Origin of the sequence: Arthrobacter oryzae, assembly GCF_030718995.1 — a bacterium.
GTDB lineage: Bacteria > Actinomycetota > Actinomycetes > Actinomycetales > Micrococcaceae > Arthrobacter > Arthrobacter oryzae_C.
Genome location: NZ_CP132204.1, coordinates 4,399,223 through 4,425,623, shown reverse-complemented (window position 1 = coordinate 4,425,623; position 26,401 = coordinate 4,399,223). Strand labels below are relative to the sequence as shown.

28 protein-coding genes, 2 tRNA genes and 1 other RNA gene are annotated in these 26,401 nt (G+C 66.2%); 16 read left to right on the top strand and 15 right to left on the bottom strand.

Going from position 1 to position 26,401, the window contains the following annotated elements; genetic code table 11:
- Nucleotides 1-18 precede the first annotated feature (18 nt).
- On the bottom strand, nt 19-954 hold the full coding sequence (gene cysK, locus Q8Z05_RS20390) for a cysteine synthase A (RefSeq protein WP_011692288.1): 936 nt from the start codon (nt 952-954) through the stop codon (nt 19-21).
- A gap of 77 nt (nt 955-1,031) precedes the next feature.
- A complete protein-coding gene (msrA, locus tag Q8Z05_RS20385) occupies nt 1,032-1,556 on the bottom strand; it encodes a peptide-methionine (S)-S-oxide reductase MsrA (protein WP_305941341.1) in 525 nt (174 codons plus the stop codon).
- A 100-nt stretch (nt 1,557-1,656) separates the two neighbouring features.
- Between msrA and Q8Z05_RS20380 the strand changes: the two genes are divergently transcribed.
- On the top strand, nt 1,657-2,565 hold the full coding sequence (locus tag Q8Z05_RS20380) for a Nif3-like dinuclear metal center hexameric protein (RefSeq protein ID WP_305941340.1): 909 nt from the start codon (nt 1,657-1,659) through the stop codon (nt 2,563-2,565).
- A gap of 122 nt (nt 2,566-2,687) precedes the next feature.
- Nucleotides 2,688-3,425 (top strand): zinc ribbon domain-containing protein, encoded by a 738-nt coding sequence (locus Q8Z05_RS20375; RefSeq protein ID WP_305941339.1) that lies wholly within the window; start codon nt 2,688-2,690, stop codon nt 3,423-3,425.
- 62 nt (nt 3,426-3,487) lie between these two features.
- On the opposite strand, the gene Q8Z05_RS20370 is transcribed toward Q8Z05_RS20375, so the two are convergent.
- Together Q8Z05_RS20370 and Q8Z05_RS20365 are read right to left on the bottom strand one after the other, a co-directional pair.
- A complete protein-coding gene (locus Q8Z05_RS20370; protein WP_305941338.1) occupies nt 3,488-4,252 on the bottom strand; it encodes a YaaA family protein in 765 nt (254 codons plus the stop codon).
- A 66-nt stretch (nt 4,253-4,318) separates the two neighbouring features.
- The gene (locus Q8Z05_RS20365) at nt 4,319-5,131 is read right to left on the bottom strand and encodes a slipin family protein (protein WP_305941337.1); all 813 of its coding nucleotides are present in this window, start codon (nt 5,129-5,131) and stop codon (nt 4,319-4,321) included.
- Between the two features lie 121 nt (nt 5,132-5,252).
- On the opposite strand from Q8Z05_RS20365, the gene rnpB reads away from it, so the two are divergent.
- From rnpB to Q8Z05_RS20345, 4 genes are all read left to right on the top strand, one after another.
- Nucleotides 5,253-5,644: RNase P RNA component class A (gene rnpB / locus Q8Z05_RS20360), an RNA gene on the top strand.
- 316 nt (nt 5,645-5,960) lie between these two features.
- Nucleotides 5,961-7,403, top strand: coding sequence for a glyceraldehyde-3-phosphate dehydrogenase (locus tag Q8Z05_RS20355; RefSeq protein WP_305941336.1), 1,443 nt, complete (start codon nt 5,961-5,963; stop codon nt 7,401-7,403).
- Between the two features lie 76 nt (nt 7,404-7,479).
- On the top strand, nt 7,480-7,689 hold the full coding sequence (locus Q8Z05_RS20350) for a hypothetical protein (protein WP_305941335.1): 210 nt from the start codon (nt 7,480-7,482) through the stop codon (nt 7,687-7,689).
- Nucleotides 7,690-7,781: 92 nt separating this feature from the next.
- Complete coding sequence (locus Q8Z05_RS20345; protein WP_305941334.1) at nt 7,782-8,579, top strand: HNH endonuclease family protein; 798 nt, start codon at nt 7,782-7,784, stop codon at nt 8,577-8,579.
- A gap of 55 nt (nt 8,580-8,634) precedes the next feature.
- Here Q8Z05_RS20345 and def read toward each other — a convergent pair whose 3' ends face one another.
- The 3 genes from def to orn all read right to left on the bottom strand — a co-directional run bounded on the left by def (nt 8,635) and on the right by orn (nt 10,107).
- Nucleotides 8,635-9,207, bottom strand: a complete 573-nt coding sequence (def, locus tag Q8Z05_RS20340; RefSeq protein WP_305941333.1) for a peptide deformylase — start codon at nt 9,205-9,207, stop codon at nt 8,635-8,637.
- Between the two features lie 102 nt (nt 9,208-9,309).
- A tRNA-His gene (locus tag Q8Z05_RS20335) sits at nt 9,310-9,382 on the bottom strand.
- A gap of 131 nt (nt 9,383-9,513) precedes the next feature.
- Nucleotides 9,514-10,107: an oligoribonuclease gene (gene orn / locus Q8Z05_RS20330; RefSeq protein ID WP_305943648.1), complete on the bottom strand. Its 594-nt coding sequence runs from the start codon at nt 10,105-10,107 to the stop codon at nt 9,514-9,516.
- Nucleotides 10,108-10,305: 198 nt separating this feature from the next.
- Here orn and mptB point away from each other — a divergent pair, with 198 nt between their 5' ends.
- Nucleotides 10,306-11,862, top strand: coding sequence for a polyprenol phosphomannose-dependent alpha 1,6 mannosyltransferase MptB (mptB, locus tag Q8Z05_RS20325; RefSeq protein ID WP_305941332.1), 1,557 nt, complete (start codon nt 10,306-10,308; stop codon nt 11,860-11,862).
- Here mptB and Q8Z05_RS20320 read toward each other — a convergent pair.
- Complete coding sequence (locus Q8Z05_RS20320) at nt 11,855-12,541, bottom strand: DNA alkylation repair protein (protein WP_305941331.1); 687 nt, start codon at nt 12,539-12,541, stop codon at nt 11,855-11,857. The two genes, mptB and Q8Z05_RS20320, sit on opposite strands and share 8 nt — an antisense overlap.
- A gap of 143 nt (nt 12,542-12,684) precedes the next feature.
- Between Q8Z05_RS20320 and Q8Z05_RS20315 the strand changes: the two genes are divergently transcribed.
- On the top strand, nt 12,685-13,590 hold the full coding sequence (locus Q8Z05_RS20315; protein WP_305941330.1) for an aldose 1-epimerase family protein: 906 nt from the start codon (nt 12,685-12,687) through the stop codon (nt 13,588-13,590).
- Nucleotides 13,591-13,600: 10 nt separating this feature from the next.
- Here Q8Z05_RS20315 and xylB read toward each other — a convergent pair whose 3' ends face one another.
- The gene (gene xylB, locus Q8Z05_RS20310; protein WP_305941329.1) at nt 13,601-15,028 is read right to left on the bottom strand and encodes a xylulokinase; all 1,428 of its coding nucleotides are present in this window, start codon (nt 15,026-15,028) and stop codon (nt 13,601-13,603) included.
- 10 nt (nt 15,029-15,038) lie between these two features.
- Nucleotides 15,039-16,226, bottom strand: a complete 1,188-nt coding sequence (gene xylA / locus Q8Z05_RS20305) for a xylose isomerase (protein ID WP_305941328.1) — start codon at nt 16,224-16,226, stop codon at nt 15,039-15,041.
- A gap of 127 nt (nt 16,227-16,353) precedes the next feature.
- Here xylA and Q8Z05_RS20300 point away from each other — a divergent pair, with 127 nt between their 5' ends.
- Nucleotides 16,354-17,610, top strand: a complete 1,257-nt coding sequence (locus tag Q8Z05_RS20300) for an ROK family transcriptional regulator (RefSeq protein WP_305941327.1) — start codon at nt 16,354-16,356, stop codon at nt 17,608-17,610.
- Here the strand turns inward: Q8Z05_RS20300 and Q8Z05_RS20295 are convergent.
- The 3 genes from Q8Z05_RS20295 to Q8Z05_RS20285 are packed head-to-tail and all read right to left on the bottom strand — an operon-like array spanning nt 17,607 to nt 20,052.
- Nucleotides 17,607-18,197 carry a GNAT family N-acetyltransferase gene (locus tag Q8Z05_RS20295; RefSeq protein ID WP_305941326.1) on the bottom strand — a complete coding sequence of 197 codons (591 nt, stop codon included), beginning with the start codon at nt 18,195-18,197 and terminating at the stop codon, nt 17,607-17,609. The two genes, Q8Z05_RS20300 and Q8Z05_RS20295, sit on opposite strands and share 4 nt — an antisense overlap.
- An 11-nt stretch (nt 18,198-18,208) precedes the next feature.
- The gene (locus tag Q8Z05_RS20290) at nt 18,209-18,943 is read right to left on the bottom strand and encodes an alpha/beta hydrolase (protein WP_305943647.1); all 735 of its coding nucleotides are present in this window, start codon (nt 18,941-18,943) and stop codon (nt 18,209-18,211) included.
- 11 nt (nt 18,944-18,954) lie between these two features.
- Nucleotides 18,955-20,052, bottom strand: coding sequence for a LacI family DNA-binding transcriptional regulator (locus tag Q8Z05_RS20285; RefSeq protein ID WP_305943646.1), 1,098 nt, complete (start codon nt 20,050-20,052; stop codon nt 18,955-18,957).
- Nucleotides 20,053-20,215: 163 nt separating this feature from the next.
- On the opposite strand from Q8Z05_RS20285, the gene Q8Z05_RS20280 reads away from it, so the two are divergent.
- The 5 genes from Q8Z05_RS20280 (at nt 20,216) to Q8Z05_RS20260 (ending at nt 24,235) form a co-directional block, all read left to right on the top strand.
- Complete coding sequence (locus tag Q8Z05_RS20280) at nt 20,216-21,385, top strand: Gfo/Idh/MocA family protein (RefSeq protein WP_305941325.1); 1,170 nt, start codon at nt 20,216-20,218, stop codon at nt 21,383-21,385.
- The gene (locus tag Q8Z05_RS20275; protein WP_305941324.1) at nt 21,385-22,599 is read left to right on the top strand and encodes a dihydrodipicolinate synthase family protein; all 1,215 of its coding nucleotides are present in this window, start codon (nt 21,385-21,387) and stop codon (nt 22,597-22,599) included. Before Q8Z05_RS20280 ends, Q8Z05_RS20275 begins: the two co-directional genes overlap by 1 nt.
- On the top strand, nt 22,596-23,438 hold the full coding sequence (locus Q8Z05_RS20270) for a sugar phosphate isomerase/epimerase family protein (protein WP_305941323.1): 843 nt from the start codon (nt 22,596-22,598) through the stop codon (nt 23,436-23,438). Before Q8Z05_RS20275 ends, Q8Z05_RS20270 begins: the two co-directional genes overlap by 4 nt.
- Before the next feature lie 106 nt (nt 23,439-23,544).
- Complete coding sequence (locus Q8Z05_RS20265) at nt 23,545-23,976, top strand: SRPBCC family protein (RefSeq protein WP_305941322.1); 432 nt, start codon at nt 23,545-23,547, stop codon at nt 23,974-23,976.
- An 82-nt stretch (nt 23,977-24,058) separates the two neighbouring features.
- Nucleotides 24,059-24,235: a hypothetical protein gene (locus Q8Z05_RS20260; RefSeq protein WP_305941321.1), complete on the top strand. Its 177-nt coding sequence runs from the start codon at nt 24,059-24,061 to the stop codon at nt 24,233-24,235.
- A gap of 22 nt (nt 24,236-24,257) precedes the next feature.
- Here Q8Z05_RS20260 and Q8Z05_RS20255 read toward each other — a convergent pair whose 3' ends face one another.
- Both Q8Z05_RS20255 and Q8Z05_RS20250 read right to left on the bottom strand, forming a co-directional pair.
- Nucleotides 24,258-24,701 (bottom strand): LapA family protein, encoded by a 444-nt coding sequence (locus tag Q8Z05_RS20255; protein WP_305941320.1) that lies wholly within the window; start codon nt 24,699-24,701, stop codon nt 24,258-24,260.
- 206 nt (nt 24,702-24,907) lie between these two features.
- Nucleotides 24,908-24,980, bottom strand: a tRNA-Arg gene (locus Q8Z05_RS20250).
- Nucleotides 24,981-25,203: 223 nt separating this feature from the next.
- On the opposite strand from Q8Z05_RS20250, the gene Q8Z05_RS20245 reads away from it, so the two are divergent.
- The gene (locus tag Q8Z05_RS20245) at nt 25,204-25,782 is read left to right on the top strand and encodes a single-stranded DNA-binding protein (RefSeq protein ID WP_305941319.1); all 579 of its coding nucleotides are present in this window, start codon (nt 25,204-25,206) and stop codon (nt 25,780-25,782) included.
- Nucleotides 25,783-25,844: 62 nt separating this feature from the next.
- The gene (locus tag Q8Z05_RS20240) at nt 25,845-26,381 is read left to right on the top strand and encodes a DUF6993 domain-containing protein (RefSeq protein WP_305941318.1); all 537 of its coding nucleotides are present in this window, start codon (nt 25,845-25,847) and stop codon (nt 26,379-26,381) included.
- Nucleotides 26,382-26,401 lie beyond the last annotated feature (20 nt).

Here is a 26,401-nt window from a genome sequence, read left to right as displayed (position 1 = left end):
TGAATGGCGGGCTAAGACCTAGCCTCGGATGTCGTCATAGAGCACGGTTGAGATGTAACGCTCACCGAAGTCGCAGACAACCGCGACGATGAGCTTACCGGCGTTCTCCGGGCGCTTGGCGAGCTCGAGGGCTCCCCAGACGATGGCACCGGAGGAAATGCCGCCCAGGATGCCTTCCTTGACGCCGAGGTCGCGGGCAACGCGGACGGAATCCTCCAGCGTGGCGTCAAGGACCTCGTCATAGACGTTGGTGTCCAGGATTTCGGGGATGAAGTTGGCGCCGATGCCCTGGATCTTGTGCGGGCCGGGGGCGCCGCCGTTCAGGATGGCGGAGTCCTTCGGTTCGATGGCGACGATCTGGACGTCCGGCTTGCGTTCCTTCAGGACCTGGCCGACGCCGGTGACAGTGCCGCCGGTGCCGATGCCGGCGACGAAGATGTCCACCTTGCCGTCGGTGTCGGACCAGATTTCCTCGGCCGTGGTGGTGCGGTGGATCTCCGGGTTGGCCTCGTTGGCGAACTGCTGTGCCCAGATGGAGTTCTCCGTGTTGGCCACGATCTCCTGGGCCTTTTCCACGGCGCCGCGCATTCCTTCGGAACCCGGGGTCAGGACAATCTCGGCGCCGAAGGCGCGGAGCATCACGCGGCGTTCGGTTGACATGGTCTCGGGCATGGTCAGGATGACCTTGTAGCCGCGTGCGGCACCCACCATGGCCAGGGCGATGCCGGTGTTGCCGGAGGTTCCTTCGACGATGGTTCCGCCGGGCTTCAGGGCGCCGGACTTCTCCGCTGCGTCGACAATTGCCACGCCGATACGGTCCTTGACGCTGTTGGCCGGGTTGTAGAACTCGAGCTTGACCGCCACCTGGGCATCGAGGCCCTCCGTGAGCCGGTTGAGCCTGACCAGCGGAGTGCCGCCGACAAGCTGGGTGACGTCGTCGTAGATCCGTGCCATGTATTTGTGCCTATCTCTGAAGAGTTCTCTGAACAGCGAATACTGAGGTCAGCCTAACGAGGGCGGCCGGACCGCTGCTAAGCATTAAGCCATGCAGAGTAATATTTCCGTGCCTTCGCCAGCTTGGGGTTGATGATCACCTGGCAGTAGCCCTGCTCCGGATGCTTGGCGTAGTAGTCCTGGTGGAAATCCTCCGCCACGTGGAAGACGGGCAGCCTGCTGACCTCGGTGACGATCGGATGCGCCCACAGTTCCTGGTTCCGCTCGATCGCCTCCTCGAAGAGGATCTTTTCCTCCGTGGTCTCGTAGAACATGGACGAACGGTACTGGGTGCCGACGTCGTATCCCTGGCGGTTGAGCGTGGTGGGATCGTGGAGGGCGAAGAACATATCCAGGATGACCTCGGCCGGGATCACGTCCTCGTCGAAACTCACAGCCACCACTTCGGCATGGCCCGTGGTGCCCGAGCAGACCGAGTAATAGTCAGGATGGCGGTCGTGGCCGCCGGTGTAGCCCGAAATGACGGACGTGACACCTTTGGTTTTCTGGTAGACGGCGTCAAGGCACCAGAAGCAGCCTCCGCCAAGCACAAAAGTCTTCATGTCCTCTTCAATGGTTGAAGCGCGCTGATGATTCCCTCCACCACCTTACGAGACTGTTGCGCGTGCGGGCGACGGCGGCGGATAGGGTAAAAATGAGGGTATGGAACCTGTGAACACCGACGTTGCAGAAGATGCCCGTACCGGTGCTGAGTCCGCCGCCGCCGAACCCGCGGACGCCCCCACGCTCGGCGAAATCCTGCTGGCCGTGGAAGAGCTCTGGCCGGAGTCCCTCGCCGAGGAGTGGGACGAGGTGGGCCTGGTCGCGGGCCATCCGTCGGCCGAAGTCAGCAGGATCATGTTCGCGGTGGATCCCACCCTGGACGTCATCGAGGAAGCCATCGAGTGGGGCGCGGAACTGCTGATCACGCACCACCCGCTGCTGCTTAAGGGAGTCAACTCGGTCGCGGCCACTACGGCCAAGGGGAAGGCGGTCCATCGCCTGATCGAATCCGGGACCGGGCTCCTGACCGTCCACACCAACGGTGACTCCGCCGTCGGGGGCGTTTCCGATGTCCTGGCGGACGCCCTGGGCCTCCACGACGTTGTGCCCCTGACCCCTGCCCTGAACGGCCTGCCCGAAGAAGGCATCGGCAGGGTGGGCGACCTTGAGGACGTCATGACGCTGGGGGACTTCGCAGCCCGCGTGTTCGGCATCCTGCCGGCCGTGGCCGGCGGCGTGCGGGTCTCGGGGGACAAGGACGGCCTGGTGCGGCGCGTTGCAGTATGCGGCGGCGCGGGGGACTCCCTGTTCAACGAGGTCCGCGCGAGCAACGCCGACCTTTTCGTCACCGCAGACCTGCGCCACCACCCCGCGTCCGAGGCGCGCGAGAACGCCGTGAATGACCGGCCGTACCTGATCGACGTTTCCCACTTCGCCAGCGAGTGGCTGTGGCTGCCGGCGGCGGCCGAAGCATTGGGAAACGTCCTCAGCGACCAGGGGCACGACGTCGAGATCCGGGTGAGCACCACCAATAGCGATCCGTGGGACTTCATTCTGACTCCGGGCTAAGCCCGGCGTGCGCGGGGTCCCCGGGTGAGCGCAGCGAGGCAGGGGAGCACGCTAGGCGCTAGAGTCTAAACTGCGCCGGTCCGGTGCCCGGCCGCGGCCGGTAGGAACAAGCGGAGGTAATAGTGGCCAAGGCAGCACCGGCAGAACAGTTGAAATTGCTCGAACTGCAGGGACTCGACGCCAGGCTCAAATCGCTGTCCAACCGCCGCCGGAGCATTGAAGCCGATCCCCGGATCAGCGACCTCCAGGCCGCCCTGGCCGTGGCCAACGGCGAACTCGGCGCGGCGAAAATGGCGGTTCACGACGCCGAAGCCGAGCTCAAGCGCTCGGAAGCTGACGTGGAGCAGGTGGCCTCGCGGATCAAGCGCGATGAAGCGCGGCTGAACAGCGGCACCGGCCTGTCCAAGGACCTCGTCGCTCTCCAAAGCGACATCGCTTCGCTCACCAAACGGCTGTCCACCCTCGAGGACGTGGAGCTGGAGGTGATGGAACGGCTGGAAGGCCTCCGTGAGCGCCAGGCTGCCCAGCAGAAGATCGTGGACGACGTCCAGGGATCGTTTGGCGGGATCCGCGCCGAGCTGGACGCTGCACTGGCTGAAATTGCCGCGGAAGCCGCCGAAGTGGGTGCCAGGCGCTCGGAGTTCGCGGCTGGCCTCGATGCCGGTCTGCTGGCTGCCTACGAAAAGACCCTGGCCAAGCGCGGAGTCGGCGCAGCCCGGCTGTTCCACGGTAAGTCCGAGGGCTCAGGCATGCAGCTCAGCCCCGGCGACCTCGCCGACATCAAGGCAGCCGCCGAGGACGACATCGTTTACTGCCCGGACTCAGGCTGCATCCTGGTCCGCTCGGCAGAGTGGGCCTAGGCATACCCAAGTAGCTGGCAGTTAACGTCGTGAAAAGCGCGAATGACGACGTTAACTGCGAGTCAGTTGGGCAGGATGATGTTGAGGGCATGCGCTTTGCGCGGCGTGCCTTCGACCAGCTCGCCTTCCCACTTTTCGCGGGCCGCTTTCAGCAGCTGCGCCGGGGTACGGGGGGCGGCGCCACGTCGGGTCAGCAGGTGGCGGGCCAGTTCGCCGCGGGTGTGTTTGGCGAAATGGCTGACCACCTTGCGCACACCGTTCACTTCAGTGAAGACGTTGACGGTGACGGTCTGCGCCGGTGGCGGAGCCCAGGCGGCGGCATAGGTGCTGGAGCGGCAGTCCACTAAAAGTTCCTCTTTGGTTTCGCCCGCCAGTGCGGCCGAAATCTGTGGCTTCCAGAACGAGGCCAGCCGGCCGACGTCGGGCAGTGACGTTCCCATCGACAGCCGGTAAGCGGGCACCCGGTCGGCGAAGCGGATGGCGCCCCAGAGGGCGGAGACCACCAGTACTGATTCATCCGCCTTCCGGCGCTGCGCCGCCGTCAGCGATTGATAGCCGAGTGCGTCGTAGAGGACGCCGGAATAGACCTGGTGTGCCGGCGCCGCCGGTTCCGTGTGGAGCCGGGTGTTGCGTTCGACGTCGGCACTCAGGGATGCGCCGACGCCCAGCAGTGCGAGGGCGTCCCGGTGGGCGCTGACGCCTCCCAGCGCTTCCAGCACCTTCGCCCGGTAGGTGTTCAAGGTGGGAAAGCTCAGGGCGGTCCAGTCGACGGCTTCTCCCTGGGCAGCGGGGGTCTTGCCTTCGGACGGCGGCAGCAGAATCAGCACCGTACGATCTTACCGGCGCTGGAACGATGGAGTGATGTCGCGGTCCTGCCGGCGGCACCGCGGCTGTCAGGCCGCCTTGACCGGCGGTTTGGCTGCGGCGGTGGCCGCCTGGTTCTCGCGGGCGAGGAAGGCGGATAGTTCGCCGATGGTGCTCATCAGCGGCGCCGGGAAGACAACTGTGGAGTTCTTGTCCACGGCGATTTCCACCAGGGACTGCAAATTCCGCAGCTGCAGGGCCAGCGGGTGGGCCATCATGGTGTCCGACGCGTCGCCGAGGGCGGCTGCCGCGATGGCCTCACCTTCCGCTGCGATGATCTTCGCCCTCTTTTCCCGCTCGGCCTCAGCCTGGCGGGCCATGGCGCGCTTCATGCTTTCGGGGAGTTGGATGTCCTTCAGTTCAACCAAAGTCACTTCGACACCCCACTCGAGCGTCAGGGCATCCAGTATTTCCCGGATGTCGCTATTGATGCGCTCGGTTTCTGACAGCGTCTGGTCCAGGCTGTGCCTGCCAACGACCTTCCGCAGCGTGGTCTGGGCAATCTGGTCGATGGCGGCGGCCACATTCTCGATGGCCACGACGGATTTCACCGCATCGACCACACGGTAGTAGGCCACGGCTGAGATGTCGACGCTGACATTGTCCTGCGTGATAATGCCCTGTGACTGGATTGGCATGGTCACGATCCGCAGGCTGACCAGCGGAAGACGGTCAATGACGGGGATGATGAACCGAAGCCCCGGGAGCCTGATTCCAATGACCCTGCCCAGCCTGAAAAGCACACCCTGCTCATACTGCCGCACGATCCGGATGGACATCTTCAGCAACAGCAGCAGCAGCAGTGTGACGGCGATGGCGATGTACGTAATGGTGGGGTCCATTCGGATCCCCTCCTTTGTGCCGGGTTGATCTTGTTCAATTGTCCCACCGGCGGATCGAAAAGCCCCCTTGCAGCCGCTGCGGAACCGGGCAGCCGGCATAGCCCGTAGAATGAAACGCGGATGGGTTGACCAGGCGGCCGCGCGTCACGCAAGTGGCTCGAGGAACGTCCGGGCTCCGCAGGGCAGGGTGGTGGGTAACGCCCACTCGGGGTAACCCGCAGGCCAGTGCCACAGAAAATAGACCGCCTGCATCGCGCCGGTTTGAAAGCGGCACGAAGCAGGTAAGGGTGAAACGGCGGTGTAAGAGACCACCAGCTTCCCGGGTGACCGGGAAGGCTAGGTAAACCCCACCCGGAGCAAGGCCAGACAGGACACGTTCGAGGGCTGCCCGCCCGAGTGTCCGGGTAGGCCGCTGGAGGGCGTCGGCAACGGCGTTCGTAGATGGATGGCCGCTACTCCCGCTCCGGCAACGGTGCGGGAACACAGAACCCGGCGTATCGGTCAACCCATCCACCACCGTTTACGGCCTGCTCTTGGAGTCATGCCGTTCGGCGGCATGTGAGTGACTTCACGCTTTACGGGGCCGTGGGGGAGCCGGCGCCGCCCTAGAATGGATAGCGAACGTAGAAGTTCTGCCGCCTGGTCTGCGTTCGCAGCCGGCGGCTTTTCTTTGCGATTCTCCAAGGTGTCCGGGGTGGACCGAATCCCCGCCGATGCCTGTGCCCCGGAATACCTCCGGTGGCCGACATCTGCATACGAGGGCGTATGTGGTTGACCCAAGGAAGGTAGTTCTGTGAGCCAGACGTCAGATTCTTGTCTTGATACGTGGATGGGCCGTGAGGCGCTTGCCGAGGCCATGATCCCGGTCATCGGCCGGCTGTACCGCGAGAACAACGTGGTGACCAGCATCCACGGTCGCAGCCTGATCAACAAGTCCACCATGAACATCCTCAAGGCGCACCGGTTCGCCCGCCGCATGAGCAACACCGAGCTGCTGCTCGAAGAGACCGCACCCCTGCTGAACGCCCTGGCCGAGCTCGAGCTCGGTGCCGCGGCCATCGACGTGGCCCGCCTGACGGAGAAGTACAAGCTTGAAGGCAACGGTGCCAGCCTGGAAGAATTCCTCCGCGCCGAACTGGCCGAGATCGTGGGCAAGCGCGGTGCTGATGACCGCACCAGCACCGACGTCGTGCTGTACGGCTTTGGCCGCATCGGCCGCCTGCTGGCCCGTCTGCTGATCGAAAAGGCCGGCGGCGGCCACGGCCTGCGCCTGCGCGCCATCGTGGTGCGCCGCGGCTCGGACAAGGACCTTGCCAAGCGCGCCAGCCTCCTGCGCCGCGACTCCGTCCACGGCTCCTTTGAGGGCACCATCCGGGTGGACGAAGAAGCGAACACCATCACTGCCAACGGCGTGCAGGTCCAGGTCATCTACTCGGACAACCCCGCCACGATCGACTACACCGCGTTCGGTATCAACAACGCGCTTGTGGTGGACAACACGGGACGCTGGCGCGACGCTGAAGGCCTGTCGCAGCACCTGCAGAGCAAGGGCGTAGCCCGGGTTCTCCTGACCGCACCGGGCAAGGGCGCGCTGAAGAACATCGTGCACGGCATTAACCACGGCAGCATCGAGGATTCGGACCAGATTGTCTCGGCGGCGTCCTGCACCACCAACGCCATCACACCGGTCCTGAAGGCCATCAACGACAAGTTCGGCGTCATCCACGGCCACGTCGAAACGGTCCACTCCTTCACCAACGACCAGAACCTGATCGACAACTTCCACAAGGGTGACCGGCGCGGCCGCTCCGCAGCCCTGAACATGGTCATCACGGAAACCGGTGCGGCCACTGCTGTGGCGAAGGCGCTGCCCGAACTTCAGGGCAAGCTTTCCGGCAGCTCCATCCGCGTCCCCACCCCCGACGTCTCCCTGGCCATCCTGAACCTGAGCCTGGAAAACGGCACCACCAAGGATGAGGTGAACGATTACCTGCGCCAGATGTCCCTGCATTCGGACCTGCGCAAGCAGATTGACTACATCGATTCCCCCGAGGTTGTGTCCACGGACTTCGTCGGTTCACGGCGTGCGGGCATCGTGGACGGCCTCGCCACCATCTCCAACGACAAGAACGTCATCCTCTACGTCTGGTACGACAACGAGTTCGGCTACAGCTGCCAGGTAGTCCGCGTGATGGAGGAAATGGCCGGGGTCAACCCGCCGTCGTTCCCGGTCAAGGAACCGGCTGCGGCGCTGGCGGCAATCGCGGTCTAGGAACCAGGCAGCAATGCCCTGAGGTTTCCCGGCCGGCGCTCTGGCATCGGCCGGGAAACGGTCCCAAAATGGAGTCATGGAACAGGAATCGACTCTCGAACATGAAACCACACTGGAACACGCCCTCGATATAGCGCGGAAAAACCACAAGGAAGCCACCCGCCTCCTTGAACAGGCTCGGGTGGCGCATGCCGCGGGAGAGATTCCCGAGGGCAGGGTAAGGCAGCTCCAGGAGCTGCTGGACCTTGCTGCCGAAGACCTCAAGCGTGTGATGAAGGAGCAATAACTCCTCCTCCACACTGGGGATATCGGCCACGTTGTCAGTGGCCTGACCTAGGCTCGTCCGGTGCATAGGAATACTCTCCGGACAGATCAATCATGACCATCAGCTGGACGGCCTACCGCCGTGCCCGCCGCCGCTCCCGCCAGGCCTGGGCCGTGCTGATTCTTTTCGCCGCGGGACTGCTTGCCGCCGTCTGCTGGTTTTTCTCGGCAGGCCAGTTTGCCGCAGCGGAGCCTGCGGTCAGCGGACCCAGCGAAGCTCCCGTGCTGGACGCTGCATGGATGAAAGCAGTCCCCCCGGTGCGGCCGGTACCGGACGGCAGTGCGGCGGACGCGCTCGAAACCCTCGCCGTCAAAGGGCGGGCGTCCAACGACAACTACGACCGCACGGCATTCGGACAGGCATGGCTGGATGTGGACCGCAACGGCTGCGACACCCGCAACGACATCCTGCGGCGCGACCTGGACGCCGCGCAGTTCACCGAGGGTTCCCGGTGCCGGATAGCGCGCGGCGAGTTCCACGAGCCGTACACCGGAGCGGTGGTGACCTTCACCAGGGGAGCGGAAAGCAGCAAGGCGGTCCAGATCGACCATGTCGTGGCCCTGGGCGACGCCTGGCAAAAGGGTGCCCGGCAGTTGACGCCACAGCAGCGCCAGAGCTTTGCCAACGATCCCCTTAACCTCATCGCGGCGGACGGGCGGGCCAACCAGGAAAAAAGCGCGTCGGACGCGGCCGGCTGGCTGCCGAAAAACAAAGCTTTCAGGTGCCACTACGTAGCCCGCCAGATCTCCGTCAAAGCCGCCTACACCCTGTGGGTAACCCAGGCTGAAAAGGACGCCATGAAGCGCGTATTGTCATCGTGCCCGCAGCAGCAGACCATCGTTCCCCGCTAGGGGAGCGACGCGGCACCGGAGCAGCGAGGCGGCAGCTGCACCGGTGCCGCGTCGCTTAGTGCCCGAACGGGTCGGGGTCGACGCCGGGCATCCACGTCAGGCCGGGAACTCCCCAGCCGCTCCGCTTGGCCTGCTTCATGGCCTTCCGCGCGTACCGGTCCATCAGCCGGTTCACGTACAGCTTGCCGTCCAGGTGGTCGTACTCGTGCTGGATGATCCGGGCGAACCAGTCCGTGGCCTCAAAGTCCACCGGGTTCCCGTCGCCGTCGAAGCCCTGCACGCGGGCCCACTCTGCGCGCTTGAGCGGGTACTGGCCGCCGGGAAATGACAGGCAGCCCTCCACTTCCTCATCAGGATCAGGGAGCGCGCCGGAAACCTTGGACAACGTCAGGACCGGGTTCACCAGGACACCCGTAGGAGGCACGCCGTCTTCGTTGGCGTACTTGTACACAAAGATGCGTTTGCCCACGCCCACCTGCGGGGCGGCGAGCCCCACGCCGTTGGCTGCGTCGTTCGTTTCGAACATGTCGGCAATAAGGGTGCGGAGTTCGTCGTCGAAGACTTCCACCTCGGCGGCCCGGCGGTGGAGAACCGGCTCGCCCCAGATGGTGATCGGCAGAACGGTCATGTCAGGTGGGTTCCTTTTGATGCAGTACGGGAACAACTAAAGGCCGCACCGGATAACCGGTGCGGCCTTTACGCAAGGGCGGAAAATCATGCCCTTCATGAGGGTGAGCTACGGGGGTTGAACCCGCGACCTCCTGGACCACAACCAGGCGCTCTGCCAACTGAGCTAAGCCCACCATGTGCCCTGTCGGACCGTCCGGCGAACCGGCTGTCTTGGAAGGCAACGTCATATAGCTTACCTGCTCCGCGGAGGTGTTTTTGCCACTTTTGCCGGTTTTGCCGAAATTTCCCCCAAACGTGGCGCAGATTACTTTTCCGCGGACTCCACCGGGCGCCCTGCGGACGCCATGACGGACTTGGAAATGCGCTGTGCTGTGGCGCTGTCCGGCCCCGGTGCCGGGACGAAGATTGCCTCACGGTAGTACCGCAGCTCGTCGATGGAATCCTTGATGTCCCCAAGTGCCCGGTGCCCGCCGTGCTTGGCCGGGGCCTGGAAGTAGGCCCGGGCGAACCAGCGCCGGGACAGTTCCTTGATGGTGCTGACGTCAATGACCCGGTAGTGAAGGTGCTCCACGACGGCGGGCATGTCCCGGACGAGGAACACGCGGTCCGTGCCCACGGAGTTGCCTCCCAGCGGAGCCTTGCGGGGATCCGGCACCCACTTCGCGATGTACTCCATGATCACTGCCTCGGCTTCTGCCATGGTCTTCCCGTGCGGCAGTTCTTCGAGGAGCCCGGAGCGCGTGTGCATGTCGCGGACGAAATCGTTCATCTGGGCCAGGGCGGCATCGTCCGGCCGGATGACAACATCCACTCCGTCGCCGAGGATGTTGAGTTCGGAGTCCGTCACCAGGGCGGCCACCTCAATGAGGGCGTCGTTCTTGGGGTCCAGGCCGGTCATCTCGCAGTCGATCCAGACAATGCGTTCGTTAGTTATAGGCACCCGACCAGCCTACCGTTCCGCTGCCTCAGAGCTGTCCGATGCTAGGATTTCGAGTACGCGGCTGTGCCCTCTTTGCACCGTTGCGGCCCCGCCCCCGCCGGCCTGCCCGGCCGACACCGGGTGAAAATGCCCCACAACAGATTGGACGATCCTGAGATGACGGCGCCTGTGCCTGCGGCGGGAAATATGGCTGCCGGTACGTCACCGGAGACGGCTGCAGCGGAGGTGGACAATCCGCTTTCGCCCCTCCTCTCAGGATTCGCCGGCTCGATGTTCATGGCCATTGGTTCGCTGGGGGTTGGCTGGCTGGCGCCTGTTTCCGAGCTTCGCCGCCTGCCGCTGTTCATCTGGATGCGAACCGAAGCAATCGGCGTGGCACTCTCCATCGTGCTCCTGGCTGTGGGCGGCATGCTCCTGGTCCGGGCCTGGCTTCGCCTCGGCCAGCGCGTCCGCGTCTGGGGTGCGGGTGCCCGCAGGGCCACCCTGCAGGCTGTTGCCTTGTGGGGGTTGCCCATGATGTTCTCCGTGCCGCTTTTCAGCCGTGACGTCTACGCCTATATCGGGCAGGGGCGCCTGATGGTCGAAGGGTTCAATCCCTACGAAAACGGCATCTCGGCGCTGTCCAACTACTTCCAGCTCGGCGCGGACAAGATGTGGACTGAAGCGCCCGTTCCTTATGGCCAGCTGTTCCTGTGGATTGAACAGCTGGTGGTGTGGTCCACGAATGTGCATCCCGAGGCCAGCATCATGCTGTTCCGCGGCGCCGCCCTGGTCGGTGTGGTCCTGTGCATCGTGTACGTCCCGAAGCTGGCGGAGCTGCACGGGGTCAATCCGCACCGGGCGCTGTGGCTGACAGCGGCCAACCCGCTGTTCCTGACCAACTTCATCGCGAGTGTCCACAACGATGCCCTCATGATCGGACTGGCCCTGGCCGGGCTTTATTACTGCGCAACCAGGCGCGTGCTGTTCGGGCTGCTCCTGGTGACGCTGTCGATCTCCGTCAAGCCGATCACGATTGTGTTCCTGCCGTTCATTGGGCTTCTCTGGGCCGGCAAGAACGCCAGCTGGCCGCGGAAGTTTGTTTTCTGGGGACTCACGGCCGGCATCAGCCTGGCAATCCTGTACGCGATGAGCATGGTCAACGGCTTTGGCTTCGGCTGGGTGAACGGCCTGTCCGCTCCCGGCAGCATCTGGATCTGGTACGCGCCGGTAGGCCTGCTGGGGCTGGTGGTGGCCTCCATCTCCAACGCTTTCGGGCTGGACGGCTGGGGGCTGGCCAAATACGTTTACGACGCCGGCAAGCTGCTCGCCGTCGGGCTTGTCGCCTGGCTGATCTTCCGCGGTGACCACGACCGCCTGATGCGCAGGCTCACCCTGGGGTTCGCGGCAGTTGTCCTGCTGGCCCCCATGATCCAGTCCTGGTATGTGGTCTGGCTGATCCCGTTGTTCGCCGTCACCGGCATCCGGGACGACTGGCAGGTTAAGGCCCTGTACTTCATCGTGTCGTTCTTCATGGTCTACGCCATCTCGGACCAGCTTGAAGTCTTCCCTTACCTGCAGACCGAGGACCTTGGCCTTCCCCTGGCACTGGCGCGCAACGCGGCGGCCATCATCGCACTGATGTTCGCGCTGTACCTGATCTTCCTGGATCCCAAAACCAAGCAGCTCTTCAGCAAGCCGGATGAGCCGGTGACCACCCGTCCGGTCATCTGACCGGGAGGTTCCTGAGGGCCTCGCGGCGCGAGAGCGGGCTGAGCCCGGTTTCGTGGCGGGCCGCGAATTGCCTGACCCATTCCGGATCGGTCTTTGCGTACTCGCGCAATGCCCAGCCAATGGCTTTGCGGATGAAGAACTCCCGGTCCGCCAGATTGGCCTCGATGACTGAGGCAAGCAGCGCGGGATCGGTGGCGCGCTTTGCCCCGAGCTGGGCCGTGATGGCAGCTCTGCGGATCCACATGTCGGGGTCTTCGCTCCAAGTGCGGAGCAGCCGCTCAACCTCCGGACGGTGGGCCTGGAGCAGGTCACAGATCCGGTGCGCCACTCCGTCCACCAGATCCCACCAGGCTCCGGTCCGGATGATTTCCTCGTACACCGGAAGCATCTCCAGCCTGCCCCTGGCCAGCCGGGAACGGGCCAGATCAATGGCGGCGTAGCGCTCTTCCCGGAACGAAGCAGAACGCCAGAGGTCCAGGATGGTTCCATGCAGTTCCTCGAATGAGCCGCACGGCCACTGGGCGGCGGCGCCGGCGGTGATTCTCCGGACTTCGGGCACCCTGACCCCCAGCGTTGGCATGTCCGATTTGAGATAGGCCTGGCTTCCGGCGGCCCGGACCGGGTCCGCAGCCGCCGTCAGCCGGCTGCGGATCCCGGCAATAAGTTCCTGGTTGGCCATGGTGGCCACTCTACTGGCGTCCCGCCCGGCGGTCGCGGCCTGCGGCACGCTGACGCACTCGCCAGGGCTAGCGGGTAAAGGCGGGCCGTGTATTAGGATAGTGAGCGCTAACATCGAGCAATTTTCGGCAGTATTGGACCCTCATGACCCGCACCGAGCATCAGATCAGTTTCGGCCCCTACACAGCCATCGCCACCGCCCGTGGGGGAGCGCTGCGCGAACTGCAACATGACGGCCGCGACCTGGTGGTCAGCTTCGGCGAAGCCGGCAGGATTCCCGACTACCGCGGTGTCATCTGCGCGCCCTGGCCGAACCGGCTGGCCGACGGCCGGTACAGCTTCGACGGCAAGGAGTTCCAGGCAGTGGAAAACGAGCAGGAACGGGGAGCTGCCCTGCACGGCCTCGTGTTCGGAACGGAATGGGAGCTGCAGGAGCACACCGCCTCCTCCGTGCGCCTCGGAACCCGCATTGAACCCGGTGCGGGGTATCCCGGCCGCCTCGACGTGTCCGTTGAATACGAAGTGCGGGCCGACGGGCTGGACAGCACGGTACGCGCGGAAAACGTCGGTGTGGACGCGGCGCCGTACGGCATGTGCCCGCACCCGTACCTGGTGGCCGGGCCCGCCCCGCTCGACGAATGGACGGTGCAGATCCCGGCCGCCGAGTTCATGGAGGTCTCGGAGGACCGGCTGCTCCCGCAAGGAATCGCCCCTGTGCAGGGCCACGTTCTTGACTTTCGGGCGGGGAAAGTCCTCGGGGCCATGGAAATCGACCACGCCTTTACGGGACTGGTTGCCAACGCAAACGGCCTGGCTGCCGTGCGGATCCACGATCCCTCCGGCACCGGAGTGGAACTGGAATGGGACACGGTGCTGCCCTGGCTGCAGATCCATACTGCCGACAAGCCTGCCGGACCGTCCCGGCTGGGCCTGGCGGTTGAACCCATGACGTGCCCGCCTGATGCCTTCAACAGCGGAACGGACGTGGTGCGGCTGGCTCCGGGGGAGTCCCACGAGGCCCGCTGGACCATCCGCGCGATCAGCCGGTGAGCTGCAGGCGTCAGCCGTTGAGGTAGGGGCTGGCGTACCGCCGGTACTGTTCGAGGACTGCCGGTGCGCCGCCGTCGGCCGCTGTTACTTCGGTGCCGGCCAGTTCCCACTCCGGCCACCGTCCCGTGAGGACGGCCGCCGCCTGGCGGGCGGCGCCGTCGGCCACGTATTCCCCGGGCGCGGGCACCACCACGGGCAGGCCGAAAACGGACGCGGCAACCTGCTGCACGGCATCCGACTGCGCCCCGCCGCCCACGAGGATGATCCGGCCTGCAGTCACGCCCTGGGCCTGGAGGGCGGCGAGGCCGTCCGCGAGGGAACAGACCACTCCTTCGATGGCGGCCCGGGCCAGGTTGGGTCGGGTATAGCTGGCCAGTGTGGCCCCGTGGAGGGAGCCGGTGGCCAGCGGAAGGTTGGGCGTGCGCTCACCCTCGAAATACGGGACGAGCGTGAGCCCGCCGGATCCGGCCGGGGCGGCAAGGGCCAGTTCAGTAAGTCCCGCCAGCGTGACGCCGAGCAGCTCAGCAGTGGAATCAAAGATCCGGGTGGCGTTCAGCGTGCAGGCCAGCGGGAGGAAGTTCCCGGTGGCGTCCGCGAAACCGGCAACGAGTCCGGTGGCATCGGCGGCAGGGGTCTCCGAGACTGCGAAGACCGTTCCTGAAGTCCCCAGCGACACCACAACATCGCCGGGACGGGCGTCGACGCCAAGCGCAGCAGCCGCATTGTCACCGGCGCCGGGGCCGATGATTGCTCCGGCCGGCATTTTTCCTGCCGCCTCCAGGGAACCGGCGACGGCGGGAAGCACCGGTACGTGGCCCAGCACCTTTTCGAGGACCTCAGGGAGGTAGGTCCCCGTTGCCGTGGAGAAGTACCCGGTTCCGGAGGCATCTGACCTGTCCGTCCGGAGGAACTCCAGCGACGACGGACCGGTTCCCGGGCCGTGGCCCGCGAGCCGCCAGCTGAGCCAGTCGTGCGGCAGGCACACGGCCGCAACGCGGCGTGCATTGTCCGGTTCTGTGCGTGCCAGCCAGCGGAGCTTGGTGATGGTCAGGGATGCCACCGGAACGGTGCCCGTTGCATCAGCCCAGTAGGCAGATCCTGTCCCGGCGTCGCCGTCACCGGCCTCGGTGATCAGCTGTTCCGCGTCCTCCGCGGAGCGCGTATCGTTCCAGAGCAGGGCCGGGCGCACCACCGCGCCGGAGGTGTCCAGGCACACCATGCCGTGCTGCTGGCCGCCCACGGAGACGGCGGCCACATCGCCCAGGCCGCCAGCCTGGGCGATGGCATCCTGGAGGGCGGTCCACCAGCGGTCGGGGTGGATCTCGCTGCCGCCGGGGTGGGCGGCGCGGCCCTGGCGGATGAGGGCGCCGGTGTGCGCATCCCGGATCACCACTTTGCATGACTGCGTGGAACTGTCGATTCCTGCGACCAACGGCATGGATGGAAGCCTAGCGCGCGCCGAGCAGGTGCTCGATGGCCAGCTGGTTGAGGCGGACGAAGGCGAACGACCGCCGGGCGGCTGCATCGGCGTCGAACTCCGCGAAAGCGGACGTGTCAGCGAGCAGGTCCGCGGCGCTCTCACCGGCGGCCAGCGTCGGCTCGCCCAGTTCGAAGACGCCTGAGGTGGCCAGCGCGTCCTGGACGTCCGGATCGGCGCGGAAGGCGAGGGCACGCTCCTTTAGGAGCAGGTACATGGCCATGTTCGACTTCACGGATTCCCAGACGCCGTCGTAACCGTCGGTCCGCGAGGGCTTGTAGTCGAAGTGTCGCGGGCCGTCATACTTCGGGCCGCCGTTGGGGAAGCCGTTTTCGAGGAGGTCCACGGTGAAGAACGCGCTGGTGAGGTCGCCGTGGCCGAACACCAGGTCCTGGTCGTACTTGATGCCGCGCTGGCCGTTGAGGTCGATATGGAACAGCTTTCCGGCCCACAGCGCCTGGGCGATGCCGTGGGTGAAGTTCAGTCCGGCCATCTGTTCGTGCCCGGTTTCCGGGTTAAGGCCTACGATGTCGCCGTGTTCAAGCTGGGCGATGAAGGCCAGCCCGTGACCGACCGTGGGCAGGAAGATGTCGCCGCGGGGCTCGTTGGGCTTCGGTTCCAAGGCGATCCGCAGGCCGTAGCCTTTGTCCTTGATGTAGGCCGCGGCCGTATCCACGCCCTCCTTCATCCGGTCCAGGGCAGCCGAGAGGTCCTTGGACCCGTCGTACTCGCTGCCCTCGCGCCCGCCCCACATTACGAACGTCTCTGCGCCCAGCTCGGCTGCCAGGTCAATGTTCTGCAGCACCTTGCTGAGTGCGAAGCGGCGGACGGAGCGGTCGTTGGAGGTGAAGCCGCCGTCCTTGAAGACCGGGTGGCTGAACAGGTTGGTCGTCACCATGGGGGTTTTGAGGCCGGTCTCGGTCAGGGCCGCCTTGAAGTTCTTCAGGATCAGTTCCCGCTCCGAGGACGTGGCGTCGAACGGGACCAGGTCGTTGTCGTGGAAGGTGATGCCGTAGGCGCCGATTTCGCTGAGTTTGTGGACGGCCTCGACAGGGTCCAACGCGGGGCGGGTGGCGACTCCGAACGGATCGGCGCCGGTCCAGCCGACGGTCCAAAGGCCGAAGGTGAAGCGGTCTGCAGGGGTGGGCTGAAGAGTCATGAAGCGTCCTTGGTTCAGAGGTGGGTGCCAGCTGGCGTCCGGAGTTCGAGGCCCGGGAGCTGAATTAGTTTTCAATCTGAACTATATGCATCATGATTGACTTGGGTCAATGATGAGGGCGGCGGAAATGTCACTGGAAAAAAATCACGACGGCCGCGGGACGCTTCCGGCGCCGGGCCGTGTGGAGGACGTCCGGCGTGGCAACCTGGTCCGGGTCCTTGCTGCCCTCGCGCAGGCAAGGACGGATCCGCGGCGCTATCCGACGCGCGCCGACCTTGCCTCCCTCACAGGCTTGACCAAGGCGTCCGTGTCCAGCCTGGTGGCGGAACTGGCGGACTCCGGGCTGGTCACGGAATCGGGCGCCACGAGGGATGGTGAACGCGGACGCCCGGGGGTGGGCCTCGAGCTCAGCACCCGCCGCGGCGTGGTGGGCATGGAGATCAACGTGGATTACATCTCGGCCGGCGTGCTTGACCTCGGCGGAACGCTGCGCGCCCACCGGACCCTGGAATGCGGCAACCGCGGCCAGCCGCCTGGATCCGTGATGGCCCTCCTGGCCGGACTCGTCAGCGACGTCGCTGCGGAGGCGTCCTTGGCAGGAATCGAGATCCTCGGCGGCGTATTGGCCGTCCCCGGCCTGGTGGACACGGCAACCGGCACCGTTTCCAGCGCCCCCAACCTCCACTGGCAGGACGTCACCCTGGAGCTCGACGGGTTGCTGCCCGCTGCGCCGTTGGGCACTGTGCTGCACAACGAGGCAAACTGCGCTGCCCTGGGCGAGCTCTGGTACGGTCACGGGCAGGATTTCCGGGACTACCTGTTTGTCTCCGGCGAGGTGGGCGTCGGCGGCGGGCTGGTCATCGGATCCAGGCTCTTCTCCGGACCCCGCGGACAGGCGGGCGAGGTGGGCCACGTGGTCGTGGAACCTTCGGGTCCGGACTGCTCGTGCGGCGGCCGCGGCTGCCTGGAAACGTTCGCGGGCCAGGAGGCCATCTTCTCCGAGGCCGGCATTGCCCCGGGGGCAGCATCGGTCCGGCTCACGGACCTGGCTGAACGGCTTGTCGCCGGAGATGCGGCGGCAACGTCAGCCGTTGAGCGCGCCGGGCACTACCTGGGCATCGCCGCAGCCTCCACGGCCCGGCTGATGAACCTCTCCGCCGTGGTGCTGGGCGGGCATTTCACCCGGATGGGGCCGTGGATTGCGCCGGCTGTGCTGCGGAGCCTGGCTGATTATGCACCCGGTGTCGTCAGCCCCTCGAGGGTGGCGGTCTCGGAACTCGGCCAGTCGGCTGCCCTCCTCGGCGCAGCAGGCACTGCCCTGCGATCCGTCCTCGCCGCCCCGCACAGCCTGACACCGGCAGGCCAGGGCCCGTCCGGTAGCTAGCGCCGAACGAAGAGCCGGACCACCGCCCGGCCGGGCACCGCATCACTGGCCTGCTCGAAGCCTGCGTCCAGGAACAGCTTCAACGTTCCGTGGTACAGGTCCGACGGACCGGCTTTCGGCCGAACCCCGGGATCCACGGGGTAGCCCTCCACGATGCCGGCACCATGGGCCACGGCATGGCCGACGGCGGCGCGAAGGAGCGCTCCGGCCACGCCGCTGCGGCGGTGGCCCGGGGCCACAACGAAGCAGGTCACCGACCAGACCGGTCCCTCGGTGCCGTCCCCGGCCCCGCCGTGCACCGCCGGGCCGGCCGCCTTCAGGACCTGCGAACGCAGAATCCGCGGATAGCAGTCGCGCGGCTCCACGGCACACCAGCCCACGGGCACTCCGCCGCGGAAGGCGAGGACCCCCGGTGCCGGGCCGCCGGCGTCGAACCTTGCGCGCAACTGGCCCTTACGGTCCGCGGGGGTTGAGGCATTCCATGCGGCCCCGGTCAGGGCGAAGAAACGGCACCAGCAACGGGACGGTTCACCGCGCACTCCAAAGAGGCGCTCGACGTCGGGCCAGGCCGCCGGTGCTGTGGTCAAGGGCGGCGTGTTCACTCGCGCCACCCGTGTCCGTCAAGCCACGTGGCGCACAGTTCAGTCCACCGCTCCACGCCGGCGACTCCGGAAGCGAGGCCCAGCCCGTGCCGGCCCTCCGGAAACACATGCAGTTCGGCCGGCACGGCCGCCTGGCGCAGCGCCAAGGCATAGCGCAGGCTGTGTTGGACATCAACGGCACCGTCGTCAAAGGTGTGCCAGATGAAGGCCGGGGGAGTCCGGCCGGTCACGGTCAGCTCGGCGGAGAGCCCGGCCAGGAGTTCCCTGGACGGCGAGGCGCCGAGCAGGTTATCGATGCTGCCCTGGTGGACGGACGTTTCGAAGGACACCACGGGATAGCACAGGATGGCGAGGTCCGGACGGGAATCCGGCACGTCCAGTGCGTCGTCGCCGGTGGGGATGCCTGCGGCCAGCGTGGCAGCCAGGTGACCGCCTGCGGAGAATCCGAGGACCCCGACACGTGAGCCGTCCACTGCCAGTCCGTGCCCGCCGCTCCGGATCCAGGCCAGGGCGGCCTTCGCGTCCGCCAGCGGCGCGGGATGGCGGTGCGGAGCCACCCGGTAGCGCAGCACGAAGGCATGGATGCCCAGCGACGAAAGCCACCCGGCCACCGGCTCGGCCTCGTGGTCCGCGTGGCGTTGGTAGCCGCCGCCGGGAAGGACCAGGATGGCCGGGGACTCCCGGCCCGCAGGGACGTTTGCGGGGACGGCGCTGAGGCCTGCCGGCTCCATGGCCAGTGCGGTCAGGGAGTCCAATCTGTACTCCGCCGGAGCGTCACCTGACCCGTGACGGCTGTGCCGCCGTCGCGGTCCATGTCCAGTCCGCCGTGAACGTCGGGGCCCACGGTGCTCAGGGTGGCCAGGCGGCCGATCTCTTCGAGCGGAAGGCGGACCGTTGAGAGTCCGGGGCGGAAGTCCCTGAGGGTTTCGATGTCGTCGAAGCCGGCCACCAGGGCGTGGCGGGGAACCCGGAATCCCAGGGAACGGAGCGCCGCGGTGGCGCCGATTGCCATGACGTCGTTGGCGGCGAAGATGCACAGTGCCGGTTTCGCGCCTTCGTTCGCCGGTTCGGCATTCCGGGCGTCCCTCATGCGGTCCGCCAGCACAAGCCCGGCCTCATAGCCGCCGGCACGGTTGAAGGAGGCGCGGAGGACCTCGGCTGCCGGGCGGCCGGCCGCGGCCAGGCCGGACTGGAAGCCGCGGATCCGGTCATCGGAGGTGATGAGCCCTTCGGGGCCGCCTATGATCACGAAGTCACCCGAGTGGCTGGCCGCCAGCTTCACGGCAAGTTCCGCAGCCAGCTGCTCGTTCGGCACTTCCACGAGGTGGTATCCGTCCAGGGCCGCTGCGCCGACGATTGCCTGCCCCACCACACCCACGTGGCCGCCGTTGCGGCAATAGCGGTCCAGTTCGGCGGCAAGTTCAGCATTGCCTTGCTCATCCTCAGGCCGGGATGACCTCGAGCCGGCAATCACAATGGCGTCGGCGCGCCTGGCCGCAAAGGCGGCCACCGCTTCCTTCTCATCGGCCGGGGTCCCGGCCGTGGTGGCCAGCAGCACCATCTTGTGCTGTTCACGCGCCACTTCCTGCACACCGCGGGCTATGGCCGAGAAATAGGGATCCGCGATGTCGTGCACGATCAGGCCCACCAGCCCCGAGCTGGACTTCGCGAGTGCCTGTGCCTGGGCGTTGGGAATGTAGCCGAGGGTTTCGGCTGCCTGCCGCACCCGCTCGGAAACTCCCGGGCCCGGTTTACGGGCAGAACCGTTGAGGACCCGTGATGCAGTGGCCGGTGAGACTCCGGCCAGTCGTGCCACCTCGGTGAGGGTACTTGCAGCCACCGATTTCTCCTGTTCAGCAAACGTGCGCGTCATGGTCATTATGGCAGTTGGTGAGACTTTCGGGAAAGCGCTTGCCATGCAGGCCCTGACGATGCATCATAAATGCAGTGGGAATGCGCTTTCCCAGCAATCTCGATTGAGTTAACAAAACTGTGGAGGACACATGGGCTTCGAAACAAAGACGATCCGTATCGCCATGAACGGCATCACCGGCCGGATGGGCTACCGCCAGCACCTGCTGCGCTCCATCCTCCCCATCCGCGACGCCGGCGGCTTCACCCTCGAGGACGGCACCAGGGTACAGGTCGAACCCATCCTGGTTGGACGCAACGAAGCCAAGATCCGGGAGCTTGCCGAGCTGCACAAGGTCTCCGAGTGGAGCACCGACCTGGACGCCGTGATCAACGACCCCACCGTCGACGTCGTCTTCGATGCGTCCATGACCAGCCTGCGCGCGGCCACCCTGAAGAAGGCCATGCTCGCCGGCAAGCACATCTTCACCGAGAAGCCCACTGCCGAAACGCTCGAAGAGGCCATCGAACTCGCCCGGATCGGGAAGGAGGCCGGCGTCACCGCCGGTGTGGTGCACGACAAGCTGTACCTGCCCGGCCTGGTCAAGCTGCGCCGCCTCGTCGATGAAGGCTTTTTCGGCCGCATCCTGTCCATCCGCGGCGAGTTCGGCTACTGGGTCTTCGAAGGCGACGTCCAGGCGGCCCAGCGTCCGTCCTGGAACTACCGCAAGGAAGACGGCGGCGGCATGACCACGGACATGTTCTGCCACTGGAACTATGTCCTCGAAGGCATCATCGGCAAGGTCAAGAGCGTCAACGCCAAGACCGCCACCCACATCCCGGCCCGCTGGGACGAGGCCGGCAAGGAATACAAGGCCACGGCCGACGACGCCTCCTACGGCATCTTCGAACTGGAAACCCCGGGCGGCGACCAGGTCGTCGGCCAGATCAACTCGTCCTGGGCCGTCCGCGTCTACCGCGACGAGCTGGTGGAATTCCAGATCGACGGCACCCACGGCTCAGCCGTCGCGGGCCTGAACAAGTGTGTCGCGCAGCAGCGCGCCCACACGCCCAAGCCCGTCTGGAACCCGGACCTGCCCGTCACTGAGTCCTTCCGCAGCCAGTGGCAGGAAGTCCCCGCCAACGCCGAACTGGACAACGGCTTCAAGCTGCAGTGGGAAGAATTCCTGCGCGACGTCGTCGCCGGCCGCGAGCACCGCTTTGGCCTGCTCTCCGCAGCCCGCGGCGTCCAGCTCGCCGAGCTCGGCCTGCAGTCCAACGACCAGCGCCGCACCATCGACATCCCGGAGATCACGCTCTGATGACATCACTGATCCTTCCCACCGGCGACGGCGGAACCCGCGAATACCGGCTGCAGCCGGCACCCGCCTGGTCCAAGCCCGTGGCACCCATCACCTCGCGGCACGCCTACGCCGCAGCCCATGTCATCCCCGAAGTCACCGCGGACAACACTCCGGGAGCCCCGGCCCGCCTCGACTGGGACGCCACCATGGCCTACCGGCACGAACTCTGGTCCTACGGCCTCGGGGTGGCTGACGCCATGGACACAGCCCAGCGCGGCATGGGCCTGGACTGGGCGGCCACCCAGCAACTGATCAAGCGCACCGGCGTCGAGGCCGCATCCGTTGTCGAAGCGGGTGGCCCGGCCACGGCCGGCAAGTCAGTCCGCGACCTGGTGTCCTGCGGCGCCGGCACCGACCAGCTGGACCTGGCCGCCCTGCCGACAGGTGCTGCCGGAATCCAGGCTGTCCTGGACGCCTACCGCGAGCAGGTCGCCGTCGTCTCCGAGGCCGGACCCAAAGTCATCCTCATGGCCTCACGGGCACTGGCGAAGGCGGCGAGCGGTCCGGACGACTACCTGCATGTGTACTCCACCCTCCTGCAGGAAGCGGACCAGCCGGTGATCCTGCACTGGCTGGGCACCATGTTCGATCCGGCCCTGGCCGGCTACTGGGGCTCGGACGACGTCTCCACAGCCACAGACACCTTCCTGTCCCTGATCCGCGAGCATGCGGACAAGGTGGACGGGGTCAAGGTTTCGCTCCTTGACGCCAGCCACGAGGTGGCGCTCCGTGCGTCCCTCCCCGAGGGTGTCCGCCTGTACACCGGCGACGACTTCAACTATCCGGAACTGATCGACGGCGACGGCACCCGCCACTCGGATGCCCTGCTGGGCATCTTCGCCGCCATCTACCCGGCAGCATCGGCCGCGCTGCAAAGCTACGACGCCGGCGACGCCGTCAGGGCCCGCGCCATCCTGGACTCCACCCGGGAACTGGGCAAGCACATCTTCAGCGCACCCACGTTCTACTACAAGGCCGGCATCGCGTTCATGTCCTGGCTCAACGGCAAGCAGCCGGGGTTCCAGATGGTGGGCGGACTGCACTCGGGCCGCTCCGTCGTGCACCTTGCGAAGACCTTCGAACTGGCTGACCAGGCAGGCCTGCTCAAGGACCCTGCCCTTGCCGCGTTCCGGATGTCGGACTACCTGCGCATCAACGGAGTGGGAGTATGAGCAACGACTTCTCAAGGCTGTCCCTCAACAGCGCCACCACCAAGAAATGGACCCTGGCCGAGGCCGTTGACGGCTGCGCCCGTGCCGGTATCCCCGCTATTGGCCCGTGGCGTGACCGCGTCCACGAAGCCGGAGTGGAGAAAGCTGCGAAGCTCATCAAGGACGCCGGCCTGCGTGTTTCCTCGCTGTGCCGGGGCGGCTTCCTGACAGCGCCGGACGCCGAAGGACAGGCGGGCGCACTTGCCGACAACCGTGCCGCGATCCTGGAAGCCGTGGCGTTGGATACCCGGGAGCTCTTCCTTGTGGTCGGTGGCCTTGCCCCGGGGGAGAAGGACGTGGTGGCCGCCCGCCGGCGCGTTGCCGACCGCCTCGCGGACCTGGTTCCGTTCGCCGTCGAGAACGGCGTGCGGCTGGTCCTTGAACCACTGCACCCGATGTACGCCGCCGACCGCGCCCTGATCTCCACCCTGGGCCAGGCCCTGGACCTGGCGGCGCCGTACGACGCCAAAGCCGTCGGCGTCGCCGTCGACACGTTCCACGTCTGGTGGGACCCGGACCTGAAGGCGCAGATCGAACGGGCAGGGCGGGAGGGCCGCCTCGCGTCCTACCAGGTCTGCGACTTCAACCTGCCCATCGCCGCCGACGCCCTGTTGTCCCGGGGCATGATGGGCGACGGCGTCATCGACTTCGCGACCATCGGCACGTGGGTCCGGGACGCCGGCTACACCGGCGACATCGAAGTGGAAATCTTCAACCAGGAAATCTGGGACGCTGACGGCGACAGCGTCCTGGCCACCATGAAGGAGCGCTACGCGGCACTCGTCCTGCCGTTCGCCTGACTGCCTCCGGCTGACGGCCCGGCACCGCATGACGGTGCCGGGCCGTTTTCTTGCCCTTAACACCTTCGTTGACCGCGCGTATTGTCGTGCCAAGGGAGGCACTCACATGGAAGATCCGATCAAGGACGCCCGGGCGTCGGTGCTCGTGGACGCCCCGCGGAGCCGGGTATGGCAGGCGTTGACCGATCCGGATATCGTCAGGCAATATTTCCTCGGCACTCAACTGACTACCACCTGGCAGGTAGGTGAACCCGTGACCTTTGCCGGGGAGTGGAAGGGCAAAAGCTATCAGGACAAGGGAGTCGTGCTCGAAAACCGGCACGAAGAACTCCTGCGCATCACCCACTACAGCCCGCTGACGGGGCTGCCGGATGAGCCCGAAAACTACCACACCGTGGAGTACCGGCTGGACGAAAGCCCTGACGGCACGCGCGTCATCATCACGCAGGGGAACAACAAGAGCGAATCAGAGGCAGAGGAATCCGCCAAGCTCTGGGAGATGGTGCTGGGGAACCTTAAGGAGCTGTTGGAGCGCTGACGATTCGGCCTGAGGCGGCTTGGACGTGGGCGCCGCCGTGCGGGGCGTCGACACGCGGGACGTTCGGGGCTAGCTTGGGCACATGACCGAGATTCCAGACGAAGACGGCACCGCGCGCGGGGACGACGGAACGACCCGGCCGGTGGACGAGGCGGGACGGGACACCGTCGCCGGCGACCTGGCCGCTACGATCGAACCCGATATAGCCGGGATGGACGACACCCCCGAAGGACATAGGGGCGAGACGGACCACCGGTGAAGCGGCGTGCGCTTCGGCGTGCTTAGCGGACCCGCTGCGCAAGGACGCGGCGGCGGTGGGCCGCGGCCCGCAGTTGGATGATTCGTGCGGCCCCGGCGACAGCCACGAGCACCCCGCCGCCGACAGCCGCGATGAACAGCGCGATGCCCAGCGGCACCGCGCCCTCGAGTCCGAAGTACCGGACCTGCACATAATCCTGGTTCTGCAGGATGAAGATGATCAGGAGCACCATCACCGCCAAAGCGGTGGCTACGGCGGCCCAGACCATGCCTGCCCTGGTGACGTGGCGGTCCTCGGGCAGGGGCGACGCTGCTGGCGGAGTTGATGGCGTTGGCTGTGCCGGCGTTGGCCGGGCCGGGCCGGGCTGTGCCGGCTCAGGCTGGGCCGGGACCGGCTGTGCCAGCTCAGACTGGGGTGATGGTGCGGCTGTCTCGCGCGGCTCGTTGTCCGGTGATTGCTGAGTCATGGGTCCATCCTCTCCGAGGTGATCCGCCGGTGGCGGAAGGCGCGGCGCCGACGCCACTTCAAATGAGTCAGCGCCGCCCCTGAATCATAAGCATGCTTAGCGTAATTAGCCCGCAGAAGGCTGTTGTCCCGCATTTCGGCATGTCACGTCCAGGACAAACAAAGCGGCCCCCTCTGCTTGGCGCAGGCGGGAGCCGCTTCGTGTTGTGCCCCAGGAGGGAATCGAACCCCCGACCGGCGGATTAGAAGGCCGCTGCTCTATCCCCTGAGCTACTGGGGCACGTGGGCGCGTCCGGGCCATTCCGGCGGCGCCTAGAAAAGTTTACAGTGCCGCGCGCCCTCGGCCAGTCAGCCTGTTTACGGGCGTTTTGACTCGTCCCCCACATCCGGACTTCAGCGGGAGTTTTGCACATAACAAAGGCCGCCCCTCGCTCCCTGGCCCTGGCGGCGTGAAGCTGAAGATGCCTGCTAGGGCACCATCATTTTCGAGACAGGAAACCAAGATGACTGACACCATCACTGTCCGGGGCTTCGTTGCCACGGAGATCAAAAGTTCCACCACACCCCGGGGAGTGCCCACCGCATCGTTTCGGCTCGGCTCGACAGACCGGCGTTATGACCGCGCGTCCGGCACGTGGGTGGACGGCAACACGAATTGGTTCACCGTGCAGGGCTACCGACAGCTGGCTGGCAATATGGGCTGCAGCATCAAGAAAGGCCAGCGCGTCATCATCGTGGGCCGGCTCAAGATGCGGAGCTGGGAAAAAGACGGCCGGATCCACCATGTTGCCGAGATCAACGCCGAGTCAGTGGGCCATGACCTTATGTGGGGCTCCGCCAACTTCATCCGCACGGCCGGAAACTCCGCCCAGCCCGGTATGGGGCAGGGCCAGCAAGGCTCCGTATCCGGGACGCAGGACGGCATCGGGCAGGGTACTGAAGAACCGGATGACGCCGGAGACGGCCGCGAGCAAGACGAAAGCGACGACCCGGCAGCTGAAGGCATATTCGTTGACGACGAAAACGGCGGCGTCCTGCAGCTCGATCCGGCGACCGGCGAACTCACCGGAGCCGCCGCCTGAATACACCGCCGACGCCGCCTGCGGCACCGTACCCCTGCGGTGCCGCATGGCAGAATGGCACAGTGATCCGCGCAGAGACATCCCAGCAACAGTACGGTCGCCGGTACGGCACGCCACGGTCCGGAACCGGGCGGCGCGTACGCAGCGCCTGTGCCCTGCTCATGGGGGCGTTTGTCATCGCAGCCGGCCTCGCGGGCTGCACCGGAACGCAGGCCGGGTCCCCGGCAGGCTCCTCGCGGGCCGAACAACCGGCTGCACCGGCCGGCTCCTCTTCCGCGTCGGCGGCTGCGGGGCAGCCGGAGGTTGACGCCGCGACCGCCCGCCTCACTGAAACAGTCGGCAACGCCCTCCGCGGAGTCGCCGCAGCCAACCCCAAACCTGGTCAGGAGCAGGTGGCCGCGGCGCTGACGGGAGCGGGTATACCCGCCGGTTCACTGCAGGTGTCGGCCGGCAGCACGCCAACCGGCCTGGCGGTCGACGCCATTGAGGCGGCGGCCCTGCAGGGTGGGGATTGCGTGATCGGCCAGATCCGCGAAGGAGCTGTGGTGGTCACAGTCCTTCCGGTGCTGGCAACCGGGAAATGTTTCGTCGGAGGCTGACCCTGGGCCGGACCCTCGTC